General features: G+C 74.4%; 4 protein-coding genes. All 4 read right to left on the bottom strand.

The features are described 5' to 3' along the window. Positions 1–41: 41 nt before the first annotated feature. Genes ACTMS0_RS20985 through ACTMS0_RS20970 form a run of 4 tightly spaced genes read right to left on the bottom strand, consistent with a single transcriptional unit; the run spans position 42 to position 19,466 of the window. Positions 42–1,844 (bottom strand): hypothetical protein, encoded by a 1,803-nt coding sequence (locus ACTMS0_RS20985; protein ID WP_441156937.1) that lies wholly within the window; start codon positions 1,842–1,844, stop codon positions 42–44. Continuing rightward, the gene (locus tag ACTMS0_RS20980; RefSeq protein ID WP_441156936.1) at positions 1,841–7,951 is read right to left on the bottom strand and encodes a hypothetical protein; all 6,111 of its coding nucleotides are present in this window, start codon (positions 7,949–7,951) and stop codon (positions 1,841–1,843) included. The genes ACTMS0_RS20985 and ACTMS0_RS20980 overlap by 4 nt, the downstream gene beginning before the upstream one ends. Next, complete coding sequence (locus ACTMS0_RS20975; RefSeq protein WP_441156935.1) at positions 7,948–11,121, bottom strand: hypothetical protein; 3,174 nt, start codon at positions 11,119–11,121, stop codon at positions 7,948–7,950. The genes ACTMS0_RS20980 and ACTMS0_RS20975 overlap by 4 nt, the downstream gene beginning before the upstream one ends. Continuing rightward, complete coding sequence (locus tag ACTMS0_RS20970) at positions 11,118–19,466, bottom strand: DUF6603 domain-containing protein (protein WP_441156934.1); 8,349 nt, start codon at positions 19,464–19,466, stop codon at positions 11,118–11,120. The genes ACTMS0_RS20975 and ACTMS0_RS20970 overlap by 4 nt, the downstream gene beginning before the upstream one ends. Between the last annotated feature and the right edge of the window lie 123 nt (positions 19,467–19,589).

Genomic DNA, 19,589 nt, shown 5'->3' with positions numbered 1-19,589 from the left:
CTGCAAGACTACCGGGGGCGCAGCGTGGCGAACAAGACGACTCATTGGCCGGTCGCCGCTTCGAGCACGTCGAAGCGCAGGCCGCTGTCGCCCGGACCACGTCCGCTGACGGTGTGGCGGGCATGCCAGACCACGATGGAGCCGTCGGTCCACCGGGCCCGCTGCATCGCCGCCCGCACCTGGACGCCGGCGCGCGGGATCTCCTCCTCGTTGATGAAGTACGGCGAGGTCTGGCGGTCGTCCGCCTCGATCCCGGCCCTCAGGATGCTGGTCACCGGACGGATCCGGGACCCGGCGGGAACCGGTCGGGGCATCCAGGCGCGCTGCAGCCGGACGGAGTGGTCGTCCTGGCCGGTGTGCACCGGCACGAACGGGATCCAGTTCTCCGGCACGGTGGTGCCGAGCAGGTACCGGAGACCCTCCGCCCCGCCGCCGCTGGTTGCGTCGCTGCTGGCCGGCGGTAGCAGGGCCGTGCTGAGCCGGCGGGCCGCCTCGCCGGCGTCCCGCCCGGTCCCGAGTCCGTCGCGGATGCGCGTCTCGATGCCCCAGACCATGTTCGCGGCCTCGTCGCGGACGAATGCCACCTCCTCGAGCACCGGCCCGGGCCGCTGCGGCGGTAGTGCCGGAGGCAGGAACAGGTGCTGGCCGAGGGGCGCGAGCCCGGGCACCGCGCCGGACAGGCTGAACAGGTCCCAGGCGGCCCAGTTGTCCCCCGCCGCCCCGGTTGCCGCGGTGAGCAGGGTGCGGTGTCCGAAGACGTCGGTCACGACGACGCCGAGGATCTCGGCCAGCGTGCCGAGCCGCTGTTCGTACGGCACGGCGAACCAGTCGTTGCCGTAGACCAACGCGAAGTCCGTGACGATGATCTTCGTCAGGTCGGTCGAGTCGGCGCGCAGGCTGCCCAGGTCGACCCGGGCATCCTCCATCTGCCACCAGCGCGCGTTCGGCATGCCGGGATAGCTGACCGCGCCGGGGATCACGCTGGTCACCTCGGTGACTGGTGCGGGAGCGCCCGGCGGTACCGGAGCATCGCCGGTCACGTCGAAGGAGTACCAGTCCACGTTGCCGTCGGGGGTGGGGGCACCGCGCAGCGCGAGTCCCCGGTTGGCGTCGCGCGCCACCACCGCGCTGTAGCTGTACTCGAGGCGGCCGCCGTCCCAGCCGTCCGTGGCCGGTTCGGGTTGGGGGTACACCGACTCGAACCACGCGCGCAGCTCGTCGAGGGCGTCGAGGAGCTTCCCGGCGGCGTCGGCCGGTACGACGGCAGCGAGCGTCCCCGGGACCTCGGCCAGCGTCTGGCCGGCGCGCTGCTCGGTGGCGAGCCGGTAGCCGTCGATCCCCCGGCCGGCCAGCGCCGCCCGGACCCGTCCGCCCGGCCCGGCCTGCGCCGCCCAGGCGGCGGCCACCGGGTCGGTGGCCGCCGGCGCGGGTTCGAGCGGGTACAGCTGGGCCAGCGCGGCGCGCAGCGCCGGAACGGAAACGCCGGGGCCGACGCGCTCGGCGATGAGTCGTGCGGCGTACCGACCGAGCTGGGCCCGCCACGCGGGCGGGAAGTCGATCGGCAGCTGTTCGACCTGCGCCTCCAGCGGCACGGAGGCGTCGTACGCCGTCGCCGGCGCGTCCCCCACGCGAACCGCCACCACGTCGGAGACGGTCCGGGCGATCGTGGCGACGATCGCGGAGCCGGTGTCCTCGCCGTGGAACTCGCCGAACTGCCACTGCCGGGTGAGCATCCACAGCGCGTCGTGGACCCGGGCCCGCAGTGGGTTGTCCAGTTCGGTACGCCGGGGTCGCGGTTCGAGCCGGGACCAGACACGGAACGGTTCGCAACCGCTGACGATCATGACGAGGACCCTTCCGCCGGCTGGATGGAGGCGAAGTCGAGGAACACGCGGCTGTCCGAGGTGGCGGTGCCGCCGCTGCCCGACTCGGTGAACGGCGGCAGCTCGCCGATGAGCAGGGGCAGCAGTTGGCCGTACAGATCGTCCTGGAGGTGCTCCGGTTCCACCGCACGGATCTTGCTGAGTTCGAACGTGTCGTGGAGGGTCTGGATGAGGTCCTCCCAGCGCCAGGTGCCACGGCGAACCGGCGGCACGGCGAGCAGCAGCGCCTGCGGCGGTTCGGCGTCCGGCTGGTTGTAGTTGAACGCCACCCCGGTGGTGCGGCTGGCGGACGGGATCGTCTCGTCCCAGCCGTCCAGGCAGAGCGCGCTGACATCGTCGTACGCGGTGAGGTTCGCCGGCTGGAGCACGACCAGGCTGACCCGGCCGCCGGGCGCGGTGGGCGCGGCCTCGCCGACCCACGGTTCACCCGGTACGCCAGGGAACTGCACCGGCACGGCCTCGGGCGGCGTGCCGCCGAACGCCTCGGCGAGGGCGATCGCCGTCTGGTAGGCGTTCAGCCCTTCCCGGACCGTGGCGGCGCCGGCCAGCCACCGTTCGACGACCAGTTCGGGTTCGGCCGTGGGCGGGTCGGCGAGCGCGGCCATCACGTCGCCGCGGTTGGACAGGGCGAACCGCGGGATGACGGGCAGTGCCGCGGTGAAGATCTCCCGGGCCACCGCCAGCGACGCCGAGACGCCGGCGCCCGGGACGGCCCGCGCGGCGGTGATCCGGCGGGCGACCTCGACCAAGGCGGACTCGGCGGCGGCGAGCCAGGCGCTGCCGACCTGGTCCCGGCTCTCCCACCGGGTCGGCAGCGTGATGCCAGTGATGCCGAAGCCCAGGGCGTCCAGCAACGCCTCCCGGAACCCCTGCCGGCGGGCCCAGAGCCGGTCGAGGCCCGGCAGTGGCTCCCCCGCCTTCGCGCCGCCCCGGTAGGTGCCCGCGCGCTCCGCCAGGTATCCGACCGGGTCGTCGCCCAGGGCGGCCAGGTCGGCGTCGGCGCCGTCGCTGACCAACGCGACGAGCCGGCCGCCGAGCGCCTCCAGCGCGGCCATCGCGGCGGCGACGCGGGCGTCGAGCTCGGCGGCGTCGGCTCCGGCGCCGGCCGACGTCACGGTGTCGGTGAGGACGTAGTCGGCGGAGGTCGCCGGACGGGCCACCCGCATCATGGCGGCCACCTGCTCGACCAGGGCCGCCGTGTCGGCCAGTGACCGGACGTGGGTCGGCCAGGCCGGGTCCCGCTCGAGCGTCAGCCGCAGCGCGGGTGCCGGCGATCCGTCCCGCACGTCGATCGGCCGTTGGGTGTCCAGCACCCGTACGGTCAGTTCGGTCATCGCGTCGTCGAGCCCCTGGTGCAGCATGGCGAGCAGGTCGATCGGCTGGATGGCCAGCTCGGTGAGCGAGACCGTCGCGGCCGTCCGTCCGTCCTCGTCGACGACGTTGATCCGGGTCATCCCGGGTGGTCCGATCAGCTCGCCGAGCCAGGCGTTGAGCGCGGGCTCGGCGGCGGCACGCACGGAGGTCGCCGTCCAGCCCGCGGGCGGGGCGGCGTCCGGCACGAGGTGCAGGAGCACCCGGTGCGAGACCAGCGTGCCGTCGACCGGGGTGTCCACGATCTCCGGACGTGGCGGTAGCTTGCCGGCGCCGAACGCGGACAGGACGGCGGCGGCGCGGGCGTGGTTGCCCTGGGTCAGCTGGTGGGCGCCTTCCGCGATGACCAGGTCGCCGAGGGCGTCGACGGTGTCGGCGAGCCGGTCGATCGCGCGGAGCACCGGATCCAGCCGGGCGGCGTCCGTGATCGGCGGGAGCAGCGGGGTCCCGCTCTCCGCGACCACGCCGTACGGGTAGCCGCGGTAGGTGCCCCGGTCGTGCATGGCCGCGAACAGGGTGCCGTTCGTCGCCGGGCGGTGCTGGGCGAACCACGTGCGCACCGTGTCGAGCAGTCGTGCACCGTCGACGACGTGCCGCAGGTCGGTGCCGGCGCCGGCGGCCTCACCCTCCACTCCCGACGCGGAGGGGTACCGCTTCCGCAAGGGTGCGATCAGGTCGTCGAGGATCACGCCGGTGTCGGCGGCGTCGTGCAGGTCGCGCTCGAACTGGTAGCCGAGCAGGGCGCCGAGTTCGTTGCCGGCCGCGACACCGTCCAGCAGGGCCAGCGCCGAGCGGACCCGGCGCGAGGAGACGTTCACGGCCATCTCGCCGCTGCCGGTGCCGCCGTGCGCGACGAAGCCGGAGCGCAGGATCGCGGCGGTGGTCGCGTGGTTGAGCGACGGGGCGTGGATGAACCCGGCGTTGCCCCGGTCGGCGTACACCGGCTTGCCCGGGCCGGGGTTCAGCACGGCGGGCAGGCCCACGGCCGGGGTCAGGTCGTCGTCGCGCCGGAGGTCCTCCACCCATCCGTAGGCTCCGATGTGGATGCCCTGGGGCCGGCTGGTGCGCATCCGGTCCAGCCGCTGGTTCGCGAGGCCGAGCAGCCACGCGTCGAGCCGGTGCGAGCAGGTGTCCAGGTGCTCGCGGGTCACCTGGTCGGCGGTGTCGGCGTCGAGCTGCGCCAGCCCGGCGACCGCGTTGCGGTGCGCGACGAGTGGAGTCATCAGTTGGCGGTGCGCCGCCGCCTGCGGGCCGGCGAAGGCCCGGGCCAGCGCGTTGTCGCCCCCGTTGTTCAGGTAGTCGTCCATCCGCTGCCGGCGGGAGCGCAGATAGTCGTAGAGCGTCCCCGGTCCCGCCGGGAATCGCCGCCCGATGACACCGTCCATGACGGCGAGATCGCCGAGCAGGAACCGCCAGCGGGTGAGGGTCAGGGAGCCGCCGACGCGCGGCACCGAGAACAGGTCGCCGGAGCCGACCCGGGCACGCAGATCCTCGTCGATGACCCCTTCGAGGGTGAGGATGCGCAGGGCCACGTCGCGGGCCTGCGCCAACAGCGCCTGGCACACCAGCAGGTGCAGGAGCGACCGGCCGCGGACGAGGTGGCCGATGTCCTGGGCGAGGCGGCCGAGGTTCAGCCCGAGCACGGCGGTGATGTCGCTGGCGAGACCGTCCGGGACGACCCGTGCCCCGGTCAGCTCGACCGTCTCGTCCAGGTAGGTCACCTCGTAGCCACGCGAGCCACTGATCCGCTTGTACAGGTCGCGGTACGGCTCGGCCACGGACCCCTTGTCGAGGAGGGGACTGGACGCCCGGCCGGCGGCGCGGTCGAAGACCGCCTGGAAGCGCTGGAGCAGCGCCAGTGGCCCGATTCGCAGCTTGGTCGTGGTCATGTCCGACGGCATGCTGGCCAGCCAGCCGAAGCCCATCCCGTCGCGGCCGGCGTTCACCGACAGCCGCTGTGCGTACCCGGCCGCGACCGCGTCGAGGCCGAGCACGGACAGCACCTGGCTCTGCCCGTCGGGGGTCGAGTGAGCGTGGCGGACCTTCGTCGCGGCCGTCGCCCAGTCCTCGTAGAGCAGCAGCAGGACGTCTCGCAGCAGTCCGTCGAACACCGGCGCACCGGTGTCCGGCTGGTAGCGGGTGTACGCCACGGTGGGCAGCACCCCGTACGGCTGTGCGCCGACCCGCAGGGCGGGCAGCGCGCCCCTGCCGATGACGTGCTCGACGGCGAACCGCTGAACCTGGTCGCGTGCCCGCAGGGTGAGGATCCGGCCGAGCAGCTCCTCGAGCGCGTACCCGGCGGTCGCCGGCCAGAGCGCGGCGTTGGCCAGCAGCGCGTGGTCGATGTCGTGTCCGTCGGCGGCGGCGACGTGGTCGAACAGGTCGGGCGCGACGCCCAGCCCCCGGGCGAGGCGCAGCCCGTCCGGTTTGCCGGGGCGGCCGGCGACCAGCGGCGCGTCGAGTTCCACGGCGAAGCTGTGGTCGGCGTCCTCCCCACTGCGGTAACCGGCGGTCCCCGCGTCGGTGTTGTTCGTGGGCGTCCCGACCGGCACCAGGGCCAGCCCGCGCGGGCTGTAGTGGTGGTTGTCCAGCTGCTGCGCGAGCATTCGCGCGCCGGCCTGCGGATCCGTCCCGGCACCGAGGCCGAGCACGTAGACCCGGTCGAATCCGGTCGCCGCCTCCTGAGCGGTGATCGGGATGGTGATCGCCATTCCCGCTGCCGACGCCTCGTCGAAGTCGGTCAACCAGCGCAGCGAGGCGCCCAGGACGAGGGTGCCGTCGCCGGAGACGTACGGCGTTTCCCGGTCCTCGTTCTCGGTCCGGGGGTCGAGGCCCAGGGCCAGGTCGGGCCGGACGTCGGCACCGGCCACCGCGTGGCTGATCCGGTTGCCGGAGACCGTGATCGCGACGAAGCGGCGCGGCAGCAGGCCGGCACGGGGCGGCAGGGTCCAGGCCGCCTCCTTCGCGTCGGTGTCGGCGAGGCGGTTCGCGGGCACCGGATCCGGAGCGGGCTCGGTCGGCATCGCCGACAGCGCGGCCTCGAGGTGCTCCTGGGCCGACCGGACGGACTCCCAGCGGGCGTCCGGTGCGGCGGCCCGAAGGCCAGCGATCTTCGCGGCGATCGGGGCAACCCGTTCCCGGAGCCGCTCAGTCGCCCCGGGCGGCAGCGGCCCGGCCTCCTCGACCGCATGGGCCGCCGAGTGCAGCACCGGTTCCAGCGACTCGACGCGCCGGCCGGGTTTGCGGGTCAGGTCGGCCAGTCGGCGGTCCACGGTGTCCAACCGGCTCAACGTGTCGGTGAGTGCCGGCGACGACACGGGCTCGGCCACCGGTCGGGTCTGCCGGACGATCCACGCCGCGCGCTGCGGTCCGTAGCCGGCGCATACCGCACGCCACGCGGCGAGCCGGGCGGTCCGGTCCCCGCCGTGCTCGGCGGCCTGCCGCCAGTAGGTCTGGCCGGCGTCCCGCTCGGCGGCGGTCAGCCGGGGCTCGTGCGTGACGACGGCGAAGTCGTCGGGGAAGATCCGGATCCGGAGCTGGTCGATGGTACGGGTGGTGGCCACGGCGACGCCGGCGGCGTCGGTGGAGATGCCCGTGACGGCGGCTTGCAGCGTCCCGAGCCGCTCGGCGACGTCGTCGGTGATCCGGACGGTCGGGGCGAGGTCGGCACCGCCCAGGAGGCCGGCTGTGCGGAGCGGCGCGACGGTGGTGCGCAGCCGGGCCACCAGCTCGCCGACACGGCGGCTCAGGTCGTGCTGCCAGGGTTCGGGCAGCACGGCGATGCGGGCGGCGTGGGCGAGCGCTTCGTCGAGGACCTCGACCAGGGGCGCGGCGGTGAACCGGTCCTGCCGCGCGACCGCGTCGGCACCGGCACGGTCCAGCTCCGCGACGATGCCGGCCAGCGTGTTCAGGCTGGCGCTCAGCCGGGCGTGGGCGGCGGCGGAGGCGGCCACCTGGTCCCGGGGCACCGGTGTGCCCCGCCCGCCGGTACGGAGCGTCCGGTACAGGTGGGTGGCCGGCAGCAGGGTCGACTCCACGGTCCGCAGCAGAGTCCGGGCCTCACGGGCGACCGGCGTGAAGGCGCTGATCACGTTCGCGCGGTGGTAGTCGGAGCGGACCGAGGCGAGTGCGGTGTCCGCTGCCTCCAGGGCGGCGGCCAGCCGGCGTGCCGCGACGGAGAGTGTGGTGGCGGCGCGGTCAGCCGGGTCGACGTCGCGGAGCAGCAGCCGGGCGGCGGTGATCTCAGCGCCGATCGACCCGATCTCCTGGCTCGCCTGGGCGATCCGGGCCGTCTCGGTCTTCTGCTTGTACGCGCGGCGCTGCTTGGCGTTGTCGCCCTGTACCGGGGCGGCGTAGTCCCGGGAGGCGAGCATCTCCGCGTGCCGGGAGGCACGGTCGAGGGACGCCACGAGGCCGGCGGTGGCCGACGACGCGATGTCCGCCGACGGCCCGGCGGTCGCCGACAGCCGGGGGGTCGCCGACAGCCCGGTGGTGGCCGTCAGCCCGCTGGTCGCCGTGAGCCCGGTGGTCGGCACCTGGACCTGCACGAACCGCGTCTGCAGCCGCACCGGCATCAGCAGGAACGGCACATCGTCCGGGCATGCGGACGCGAGTGCGCGCACCTCCGAGACGCGCTGACGGTTCGGCGAGCCGGTACCGAGGTCGTCTCCGGCGAGGACCGGCACGTCGAGCTTCACTTGATCTCCCTTGGCAACATGTCCGACCCGTGGCGGGCGTACATCACCGGGCTGCGGAACAGGATCGCGGCCAGGTCGGCGGAGGTCGCCGCCCAGACACCGGCGGAGGTCTCGGCGGGTACCGGCGAGTTGCCGGCGAGCACCAGGTGATCGGCCACGCCGGCCAGGTTCGCCCAGGACAGGTCGTCCCAGGTCCGCAGACCGCCGGGCGGGGCGGTCGGGTCCAGCCCGAACCGGACCTGCCCGGGGCGTTCGGCGAGGACGAAGTACATCCCCGGGTGACCCGGGTCGGTGCCGGTGGCGACGCGGCCACGGAGCTGGTCAACGCTGAGCGGGAAACCGACGAGCGTCACGTCCGGATCGAGGCTGGCGTGGAACGCCGGGTGGACCGGGGGCGCGGCGAGGTCGAGGGTACGGCCGGTGGCGGTGGCGCGCGCGGCCTGGGCGTACACGACGGTGCCCGGGAACTTCCGCAGCAGCTCACTGCGGATCACCAGCACCAGGGGCGCGCCGGCGGCCGTGCCGTTGCTGCCCAGCGGAGCGGTCCAGGCCGGCAACTCGGCCACGTCGGTGCCGGTGCGGTCGGCGAGCGCGTCGGAGCGGGACCAGAACACCCGGAAGTAGCTGCCGCGCTGATCCGTGGGGTACTCCTGCCACAGCAGCTCACGGGCCATCGCGGTGTTGAGCCCGGCGAGGTACGCCTCGATGAACCGGGTGTTGGGTCGCATCACGGTGACCGTGTCGGCCGGCAACGCACCCAGGTTGGGCAGCACGTGCTCCCGGTCGAGGCGTTGCAGCGCCTTGACCATCGGGTCCGGGAACACCGGGTAGGCCAGCACCGGCGCGAGCCGGCGGGCCCGGGCGGCGGCGTGTTCGGCGGTGGCCTCGGCGAAGCCGGGCAACGCGGTGCCGACCCGCGCGGCGAGGGTCTCGGCGGGACGGAGCGCGTGGTGCAGCCCGCTGGTCAGCCCGGCCAGGTCGTCGATCGGCTCGGGGGGCGGTGGTCCGGCGGTGAGCCGGGTCATGACGTCGACGGCCAGGTCGTTGAGACCCGCCGCGAAGTCGGCCGCGCCGTCCGCGGGTGCGAACCGGCCGATCTTGGCGGTCGACGGCGTGGCACCGGAGCGCATGATCGTCACGCCGTCGCCGCTCTTGCCGTCGACGTCGGCACCGTACGCCGCGGTGAACGCCGCGGAACGGACGACGACCCGGACCGTGCCGTCTCCGGGCAGTTCGACCCGCTCGATCGCGGCGATGAGGTCGGACACGGCGGGTTTGATCGAGGCGTCCGCCGGGTGGGCGGCGACCCAGGCCGTCAGTCGGTTGGTTACGTCGGTGCGGAGGGTCGCGGCGGTGGGTGGGGTGGTCAGCACGTTTGGGCGGGCGCTCAGGGCCGCGGTCACCAATTCCCAGAAGACCCGTTTCGGCTCGACCAGCTTCGGCGTCAGTCGGGTGGCGGCGCTGCTGACCGCGGCACTGATCGTCTGCAGGCTGACCGATGCCACCGGCGGCGGGACCGGTGGGGCGGAGGTGAGCGTACCGTCGTTGAGCCGCTCGATCAGTCCGGTCCGGAAGCCGCCCACGGTGCGGGTACCGGTGGCCTGCCGGACCAGCGGGACCGCTGGCCGGGTGAGCCGTTTGAAGGCGGCGTCCTCGGCGGCCGACGGGACCACGCTGCCAGTCACCGTCGCGCGCAGTGACGGCGCCGGCGCGGTACCGGCGGCCAGGCGGTGCGCGGGCTGACCGGCGGTGACCGCGATGCCGTGGTGCGCCGCCGTACTCAGCAGGAACAACTGGTTCTCGTCGGCTGGTTGGAAGTGCTTCTGGAACAGCGCCTCGGAGGCGGCGACGGCCAGTTCGGCCTCCCGCAGCCGCTGGTTCGCGTCACGCAGGGCACCGACCTGCGCCCAGGCCCGGGCCATCAGCTCGTCCTGCTGCTCGCGTACCACCTGGGCGCCGAGGCCAGCGCCGGCCCGCTGCCGCAGGTCCAGGTTGAGTTCGCGGATCCACGCGACGTCGTCGTCGGGCTGGACCGCCAGCAGCCGGGTCACCCCGGCGTGCCACCGCCCGTAGACCGGCGGCACCACGCCCGGGTCTTCGCCGGCGGTGGCACCGGGCTCGAGCCGGGAGACCGCCTCGTCGAGAGTGGACTCCAGAGCCTTGGCGAGGGCGCCGTCGCCGTCGAACTCGTCGCGGGAGAAGGTGAGCGGCGCCAGCGCGCCCTCCAACTCGATGGTCCGGGCGAGGGACGGATCCAGTCCGTACCCACCGAGGTCGACCTGGACCCTGCGCTTGCCGAAGGAGTCGTCGACGGCTCGGGCGGACAGCCGCCGCACGTACGACTCGAACGAGCCGTCGGTGCCGGTGGTGAACGACCAGGTGTGGTAGACGGGGAAGGTGCGGTCGGACTGGCCCGCGCCCCAGGACGGACGCAGGGCGGGCAGCCCGTCGGTGCTTCGCCGCAGGCCGGCCAGCCGCCCGGTCTCGAAGGCCGGAACCAGGAACGCGGCGTACCGCACGCCGGGCCGAAGCCGGCGCGGGGACAGCAGCCGGGACAGGGCGGTGTCCGGGTCGGCCGCTGCGGTGGCGCCGGCCGCGGCGGCCGTGCTGGCACCGGCGATCTGGGCGTGCGCCCAGGCCCACGCCTCGTCCGCGGGCGGAAGCGTGACCCCGGCGCCGACCGTCACCACGGCTGACCCGTCGTCGCGGCGGTGCACCGTGTACTCCCCGTCGGCGAGGACGAAGAGGGCGAGCCAGGGCCGGAGCCGGGGCCGGCCGGTGCCACCCACCGGCACGGTCGCCGGACGGGCCGGTGTGTACCGCCAGGGCACGTCCTCGTCGTAGAACTCGACGTAGGCGAACTCGCCCGGGGTGGCCTCGGCCGTGTCCGGCGGCGGGTACACGGTGAGGATCGCGGTGGTCTTCAGGGCGCTGATGTCGCCCGGACCGACCAGCTCGACCGTCTTCCGTACGGTGGGCGCGGCGCCGGGCTGGCCGTTCGTGGCGGTGTAGCCGAGCGTCAGCTCCGCGAGCACGCCGGCGCGGCCCACCGGGGTCTGGGCGGCCGGATCGTCGACGGCGGTGATGTCGGCCGCGATGCCGCGGCGGAACCACGGCACGAAGGTGTAGGCGCCCTGCTGACCTGCCGTGCCGTTACCTGGAGCCGTCATGCCACCACCTGCGCTGCGGGAACGATCTGGAGTTCGGTGCCGGCCGCCTGGGCCGCGCGGAGCCGGGCCTGCGCGTCCACGCGGTCCACCAGGACACCGGGTGCGAAGATCGGTCGGCCGTCCGGTTCGGTTCCGACCGGAACGGCGACGGACCCGTCGGCGGTCAGCGGCCGCAGGTCGCCGACCGCGGTCACGGCGTACCGGTCGACGGGGCTGCCGATGGCGACCACACTCCCCCGTTCGGCCTCGGCGCGCAGTGCCCGCGCGGCCGCGGAGCGTCCGGTCGCGCCACCGCGGGCCAGCGCGACCAGGTCCTTGCCCCCCAGATCGTGCTGGGGGGCGGCGTCGGGATCGTCGGAGACGATGAGGTCGTACCGCGCCGGCCGGACGACGGCGTAGTCGGTACGCGGCAGCGAGTCGCCGGTCGCCCGGACGCCGCTGGGCCGGGGGACGAACCCGTCCTCGCGCAGCTTGTCGGCATCGGGCATGGCCCGGTACGAACCCGGGCTGAACATCTCGGTGGTCGGCTCGAGCTCGGTCGACTGACCGCCGAGCCGTAGCGCGTCGACGCGGACGGTGGTGACGTCGTTGGGCCGGCTGGTGCCGAAGCGGGTGAGTTCGGTGTCCAGTGGCGCCACCCGCTGGCTGACGGTGAGCGTGCCGGCGGCGTCGATGACGATGACCGTCGGTGGAGGGTCCAGCGGGAGCAGGGTGACCGCGGTGCCGGCCGCCGTGGGCAGTTCGGCCACCCAGCTCCCCGGTTGTTCCAAGGCTTCCAGCACCTTGGGCAGTACCGCGACGTCCGGGATCGACGTGGTCAGTTCCGGGCCGAAGCGCGCGTCGATGGCGACGGTGACGGTGAAGAACAGGATGCGGAACGTTGCGTGGCCGCGCGCGATCCACGGGGTCGGCCCGTAGAGGGTGAAGTCCAGGGCGAGGCTGAGGATCGTGGCGCCGCCCGACTTGACCGCGAGGTTGGCCTGCATGTTGGCTTCGAGCGCGAACGGCGCGACCTGCACCAGGACGTCGAATCCGAAGTAGCCCACCACGGAGAACCCGGCGACGGAGAAGGCGAAGTTCAGCCGGGCGCCGAACTGCACCGAGTTCGCGGTGATCGCCAGGTAGGCGGTGAGCACGAGGCTCGGGTTGTCGCGCAGCAGGGTGAGGGTGAGCCGACGCATCGTGGGCAGCCGCAGGTTGCTGGCCGGCCGGTAGGCGGGGTGGAAACCGCCGACGGAGGCGACGAAGTCGGGACGTTCACCCCAGCTGAGCCGGACCGCCAGGTCACCGTCCAGGGTGACCCTGAAGTCGCCCGAGCCGATGTACGAGTCAAAAATCGCGGCGTCGAACCGCAGCAGGGCGGCGCCCAGGTCGATCGCGCCGAGGAAGGCGACCTTGAGGTTGAGAACCGGATTGTCGGGGTTCGGAAGGGTGGCTCGGAGCAGGCCGAGGATCGCCACCGTCACCGGCGCGCCGAGGCCGACGATCAGCCCGAGGTCGATGGTGACCAGCGCTGGGGTGCTCCAGGTGATCCGGGCCATCGGGCTGATCAGGAACCGGTCGGTCGCGACCGGGAACACCTGCTCGAGGTCCCGCACGATCGCGTCGGCGTTGCGGACAATGTCGGTGGGGAACAGGATGCGCTGTGCGGCGCCGGTGCGCAGGCCGGCGGTGAGGGCGTCCAGGTCCACTGCGCGGTTGACGCCGAGCAGGCCGCCGGCGCCGGCGAGGAAGAAGCCGTAGCCGAGGGCGATCGGCACGGGCAGGGTCATCGACACGAGGAACAGCAGGGAGAAACCGGGCGAGCCGTCGGGCATCCGGGTGGTGATGATCCCGATCGCGCTGAGTTCGAACTTGCCGAGGACGGCGATCTCGACGGCTCCGACGTAGCGGCCGTGTTCCTCATCGACCAACAGGAACCCGCCCAGCCGCAGGGTGGGTGAGTCGATGGAGAGGCCGACCTGGTCCGGCGGGCGGAAGCCGAGCCCGGCGCCGCCGGCGCCGAAGGTGGCGACGATGCCGACGCGCCGTACCGCGGCGAACAGCGGGCCGACGTCCGCGGACCCGGAGACGGCCGCCTCGAGCCGCAGCTGTCCCCCACCGGCCCTCATGCCGAGCAGCAGCTCGGTGACGTGGATGAGGACCAGGTCCAGGTCGAGCGGTATGTCGAGTTCGATGGAGTCGGTGCTGGCCGGTCCGGTGCCGCCGACCTCCAGGCGCCCGTCGCGGTACGCGACGACCAGGTCGAAGGGTGCCTTGAGCTGCGCCGGCAGGACCGAGGCGAGGAAGCTGTCGGCGTCGTTGGCGGCGAGGTTGAGGTAGCTGCCGACCAGGACACCACCGGCCCCCAGGCCGGAGACGGTCAGCGCCGGTGCCGCTGCCTCGTCGAGGAAGGTGGCGGACAGGAAGAGCAGCCCGCCGGCACCGCCGATGACGACGGCGCCATCGACGAGGGGTTCCCCCCTGATCAGGACGCCGAGGCCGACAGCGTCGAGCCCGGGGTTGAGCTGAAGCGGCGGGCCGCCGGTCGGACCGGGAGCAGCCACCCACAGGGTCACCCCGGACTCGGGGTGCGCGAACCACGGCTCGGTGCCGAAGCGCAGGCTGACCGTGACGTCGCCGGCGTCGACGTCCTGGTGCCCGGACAGCCGCAGCCCGGTGCGGCCCGTCGCCGGATCGTGCACGAGACGGAGGGTCAGCGTGTCGGTGACCTTCACCGACACGCCGGAGGCGGCCGCCCGCAGTGCGCCCAGGACGGCGGCGAGCGGGTCCGGCAGCGGGCGGACCAGCCGCGGCACCGGCTCCGTGGTGCCGGCCGGGATCAGCGTGGCGCCAGCGAGCAGCGTGCGGGTGGTCGGTCCGCCGGCCCACAGGGTCCGGTCCAGCGGGGACGGGGTGCCGGGGGTGTCGGCCACCGCCCGCAGGATCACCTCGCTCGCCAGCGGCAGACCCCAGCCGAGCGCGAGGTCGAGCGCGCCCTCGATGGTCGCGTCGACCGTCATCTGCGGTGCCAGCGCGATCCGGAAGTCGTCGGCCGTACCGGCGCCGAGCGGCAGGATCTGGGCGGTGAAGCCGTCGGCGTCAAACGCGATCTGCAGCGCCGGCGCGACCGGTGCCAGCACGCCGTCGAGCGCCAGCCGCAGGCTGGCCGCGCCGGCCGGCGGTGCGCCGGCCGACACGGTGACGGACTCCAGGACGACCGGGCCGATCGCGACCTGCGCCGCGGTCAGCGTGACGACCGGAGCACCTGAGGCGTCCCAGCCCAGAGCCGCGGTCAGCCTACCGGTGGCCGGCAGCGGCACGGTCCAGGCGACGGTGCCGCCGGACGACGTGATCGCGCCGAGCGGTACCGGCAGCAGCGGCGGTGGCCCGAACAACGCGGCGATGCGTCCAGCGATGGCCGGGCCGTCGGCCGCCACCGAGTCGAGCCAGCCCGGCCGCAGCATCGACGCCAGCACCGCCGCCCGGTCCGGGCGCGTGAACCCGTCGGCGTCGTCGCCGTAGATGCCGAGCGCCTCGGCCAGGCGCAGCACGGCGGCCAGCACGGGCCCGGGTGGCGACAGCTGCTCGACCAGTTGCTGCAGCAGCGACGGCAGCAGGGCCTGCGCGCCGGCGACCAGCGCGCCCAGGCCGTCGAAGTGGGGCAGGATCGCGATCGGGTCGGCGCCGTCGGGCTCCAGCACGAGGCTCACGCCGGCCGCGGAGAAGCCGACGACGACCCGGACGCCGCCCCAGGTCCCGCCGGTCAGCGGGACCGTGAGGGCGAGCGTTCCGTCCGGGGCCGGAGGCTGCCCGGCCGGAAGGGCGAGCCCGAGATCGACGTCCAAGGTGGAGCCGGCGAGCGCCAGGGAGCTGGACAGGCGTACCACGAACGGGTCGACGGCGTACAGGCGCAGGCCGCCCGGCAGTGGCAGACCGTCGACGCCCGGCTGCGGCGGCACGCCGACGGCCGACCGGACCAGGTCGAGCAGGGCGTTCAGTCCCGCAGCGGTGCCGACGAGGTCGCGCAGCACCGTCCCCGGCGAGTGGAGCAGGGCATCCAGCGGCGGTACCCGGACCCCGCCGCTGAGGTGCGGTCCGGCCAGGACCCCGAGCGCCGCGGAGAGCAGGACCCTGGGTACAGCCTGGTCGAGGGCCGAGACGGCGTCGGCGGGCTGACCGGCGGGCCACAGCCGGACGGACGGCAACCACGGTGGTGCGGCCAGGTCGATGCTGCCGGCGCCCCCGGTCAGCCGGAGAGGGCCGACCGTGAGGGCAGCGGCGCCGGTGGCGCCGAAGGACGGAAAGGTCAGGGAGGCGTCCGCCGTGAGCCCGCCGAGGATGCCCGGCGGAGCATCCGGCGGTGTGTCGACGCCCGCCAGGCGCAGCGTCCACGGCGCCGGGGTGAGCGTCAGCGTGTGCGTGCCGGCCAGCACCGGCAGCCGCCAGCCGCCGTCGCCGTCCGGTGTCGCGCCGACCGCAGGGCCGAGAACCGCGAGGATCCCGGGCAGGCGCTGGCCCAGCCAGCCGGCCGGGGCGGCGGCGAACTGCTGCAGTGCGGGCACCGACCAGGTGCCCGCCGGGTCGGCGAGCCCGGCCGCAGCCAGCAGGGCACGGACGAGGTCTCCGGCCGGACCGTCGATCCCGGCGGGCAGGACCGGCGCAGTGGGTCCGGGCCGCAGCAGTGCCAGGATCGCCGCCAGGTCCAGGACCGTGGCGTCGTCGCCGGCCCGGCCCGCCTCGTGCAGCAGCACCACGGGATCGACCCGCAGCGCACCGCTCGGATCCCGTCCGATGCGTACCCGCACCTCGGCCCAGCGGACCCGCGACACCGCCCGGTCCCGTACGCCGCTGTCGCCGACCAGCCAGCCACCGGGTCGCCTGACCGCCGCGGTGACCGTGACCTCGTGCGGGGCCCGTGCCGGCTCCAGGCCGGGGCCGTTCCGGATCCGGGCGAGGTCGACCCGCAGGTCGACGTCCAGCCGGACCTGGCCGGGGACGCCGAGCGGCGTGGTGAACCGCTGCCGCGCCGCGAGGCCGAGGTGGGACACCGGCTCGACCGGTGCGGGCGGCGCCGCGACCGCGGCGGCCAGTGACGGGATCAGCGTGGCGGCCGGCAGCCGGGCGCCGATCGCCAGGCCCGGAACGGTGTCGGTGAGGCCGTCCTGGACGCCGACAAATCCGTCCGGGGTGTACGTCCCGGCGGGCGGCAGCGCGCCGTCGGCCACCGGCCCGCCGTCGAGAATGGACCCGAGCAGCGCGACCACATCGTCGACGGCGGCCGTGGGGCGGTGACCGAGCGCGCGGGCGAGGCGTACCGCGTCGGCGACGTCGTCCCGGGTGAGCGGGGTGAGGTCGGTCCCGACGTGCGGCGCGGCCAGCGTGATGACGCCGGCGACGCCGGCGACGCCGGCGGGGTTGCCGGCGGCGGCCACCCGGGCGACCACGCCGCCCGGTCCGTGACCGATCAGGGCGACGCGCGCCGCGCCGGTCACCGCCCGGACCCGGGCGGCGGCGCGGTCGACCTGCTTCACGAGGTGGTCGAGGCCGCCGACGCCGGGGTCGTCGAGCAGCACCGGGTACGCCGCGGCCACGGCGGTGAGGGTGCTCAGGTCGGCCTCGGGTGCTCCGCGCAGGTCGATGCGCGCGTCCGGGTCGTGACCGGGGTCGATGGCGGCGAGCAGGGTCCGCCAGTTGGTGGCGCTGGCGGTCACGACCAGCAGTGCGGGCGGGCGTCCCCAGGTGGTCAGCTGCGCCGCGACCTGGGCCACCGCCGCCGGGTCGGCCGGCAGCCGGTGATGCCCGACCGGCACCGGCGTGCCCACGTGCCAGGCCGGCGGTACGGCGGTCTGCGAGGCGTACGGGACCAGACCGTCGCCGGCGTCGAACCAGGCGGACAGTTCGTCCAGCGCCTGCGCGGCGGCGGCCAGGTCGCGCCCGCGCAGCGCCGGGGTGCCGGGCGCCAGGCCCGAAAGCAGCGCCAGACTGGTCACGGCGGCCGGGCCGGCGGGACCCGTCGTGGGCGCGGGATCCTGCCAGATCAGCAGCTCCGAGCCGGTGTCGCCGACGGGCAGCTGCCAGGGATCGGCGTGCGTGCCGGCTCCTCGGGGCCGGACACTGTCGGCGGGTGCCGCATCCACGTCGTCGGGCACCAGACCGGTGACGAGCGCGGCGAGCCAGTGCAGCGCGTACCCGGCGAACGGTGTGCCGTCCGACGACACGCCGTTGAGGACCGCGGTGGCGTGCTGGCGGACCGCTCTGACCGGATCGTCCAGGAGGTCGGTCAGGTGCTGCGGGGTCCTGGGCACCAGCGTCGGCCAGTCGTCGGGGACTCCGGCGAGATCACGGTGCAGGCCGAACAGTCCGGCGACGGCGTGGCCGGTGAGGTCGGTGCCCCACAGCGCCCAGGCCTGGGCCAGCAGGATGTGCAGCAGGTCGACCAGGTCGCCCGGGTCGATCGGAACGTTGAGCGTGGACTGGCCGGGGTCTCCGGGCAGCGCGAGATCCACCGGGCCGAACTCGTCGCCCCGCAGCCCCTGGATCGCGGTCCGGACCTGTGGCGGCGTACCTGGTGCCCAGTGGGCGGTGACCTCGACCCGGTCGGCCCACACGGTGGCGGCCTCGAGTTCGGCGAAGGCGAGGGTCAGGTTCTGGGCGCCGACCAGCGCGATGCGGGTCGGTTCCGACGGGGACAGGTCGAACGCGAGCAGCTCGCTGCTCCAGGCGGCCGTCCACGGGCCGGTGCCGGTGGCGACGTGCAGTCCCAGCCGCAGCAGGTGGATCCCGTCCGGCGTGGTCACGCTCCGGTCGTCCCAGGCGGCGAGGCTGATCCGGTACGCGTCGTCACCGGATAGCGGCAGCAGCCAGGGCGAGGTACGGGTTCCCTCGCCGGTGACCTCGTCGGTCAGGCCGAAGATGCCGCCGAGTTCGGCGAACAGGTGCCGCCACGTCCGGTCCGGGTGGTCGAGCGCGGCGCGGTGCACCTCGGCGATCGCGTGGAGCAGGTTGCCCGACAGCGCGGCCGCACCGACGGTCGGTGGGGCCGGACGCGGGTCACCGTCCGCCGGCCGGAAGCCGGTGAGGGCCAGCAGGTGCCGGGCGTTGTCCTGCCCGCCCAGCCCGGCGGTGAGCTGCGACAGCACGTCGTCGGCGACGGCCGCGACGACCGCGTTCGCGTCGGTCAGGTCCACGGTGTGCGGGGTGCCGCCGATGGTGATGTCCCGCAGTCGGAGCACCGGTGTGAGCCCGGCGGCGTCCCAGCTGACCCCGCCGTCCACGTGGCCGCCGCTGACCGGGACGGTGAGCAGCACCGCGGCCGACGGCAGGACGCGGGTGGGGGTGCCTGGGGTCGCGGCGAGCGGGATGGCCGCGACCATGGCGCGGGCCGCCAGCGTTGGCGTCGAGGCCACCGTGGTCAGGGCAGCACCGAGTTCGAGGGTCGGTTCGGTGGCGCTGCCACCGGCGCCGGCCAGGAGTTCGACGGCGACGTCACCGACTCGCAGGACGGGCGACCGCAGCGGGTCGGCGTGGGTGCCGGCGCCGCTGATCACGACGGAGTCGTCGGTGACCACGGCCAGGATCCCGGCGAGGTGGGTGAACCAGGCGGTGAGGGCGTCCGGGTCGCCGGCCACGCCGGCCAGCCAGCCGCGCACGGCAGACGGGTCGGCGATCGGGAAGGGTGGCAGCCTCTCGTCGCCGAGTCCGAACACCCCGGGCAAGTGCGTCACCAGTGACGCGACGGCGTCGTCGGTGCCCGTCTCGTACGCCAGCACCGAGCGCACCAGCAGTTCGACCGCGCGGACGGCCCGTGTGTCCATGGCGGCCGGGTCGAACTCGGTGACCGTGCCGGCGGCGTCCTCGAGACGTACCGCGACGGACACGGATCCGTCGACACCGGCCACCACCCGGATTCCCGCGGCGGTGATGCCCTCGGCTGCGGGGACGGTCGCCACGACGGTGACATCGAGGGGTCCCACCTCGGCTTGGGCGTCCCCGTCGCCGGTACGCACCAGCGGAAGCGTCGCGGTCAGCTGGACCGACGGCAGATCCGGCCGGACCGTCCGGACGGCGACGGTCACTCCGAGGAGTCCATCCTGGATGCTCAGGTGGACGTTGCCGTACGGGTTGGGAGCGAGCAGCGGATGCCAGCGCGCCCCGGCCGGCACCAAGGGGCCGGTGGTTGCCGGCAGCACCTCGTCCAGCAGGTCGAACAACGCCGCACGCTGGGTGTCGTCGTTGAGACAGTTGGCGATGCCGTCGAGCGGGTGCTCGAACCACGACGGGTCGAACGCGCCGTCGGAGTCCACCGCTCCCAGCGCCCGCAGCAAGGTCGAGAGGCGCGGATCGACCTGCACTGTCACACCCATCGACCGACTCCCCCCACCACCGGTCCCGACGACACTTGCACCGCCGTTCGCCACGGTCAACCCCGCGTCCGGCAATGTCGTCCGACCATCCACTTTCCTCACCCGATCCGGCGATGGAACGAT

Origin of the sequence: Micromonospora sp. H33, assembly GCF_052068455.1 — a bacterium.
In the GTDB taxonomy this organism is placed as follows: domain Bacteria; phylum Actinomycetota; class Actinomycetes; order Mycobacteriales; family Micromonosporaceae; genus Micromonospora.
This window is presented reverse-complemented; position numbering and strand designations above follow the sequence as displayed.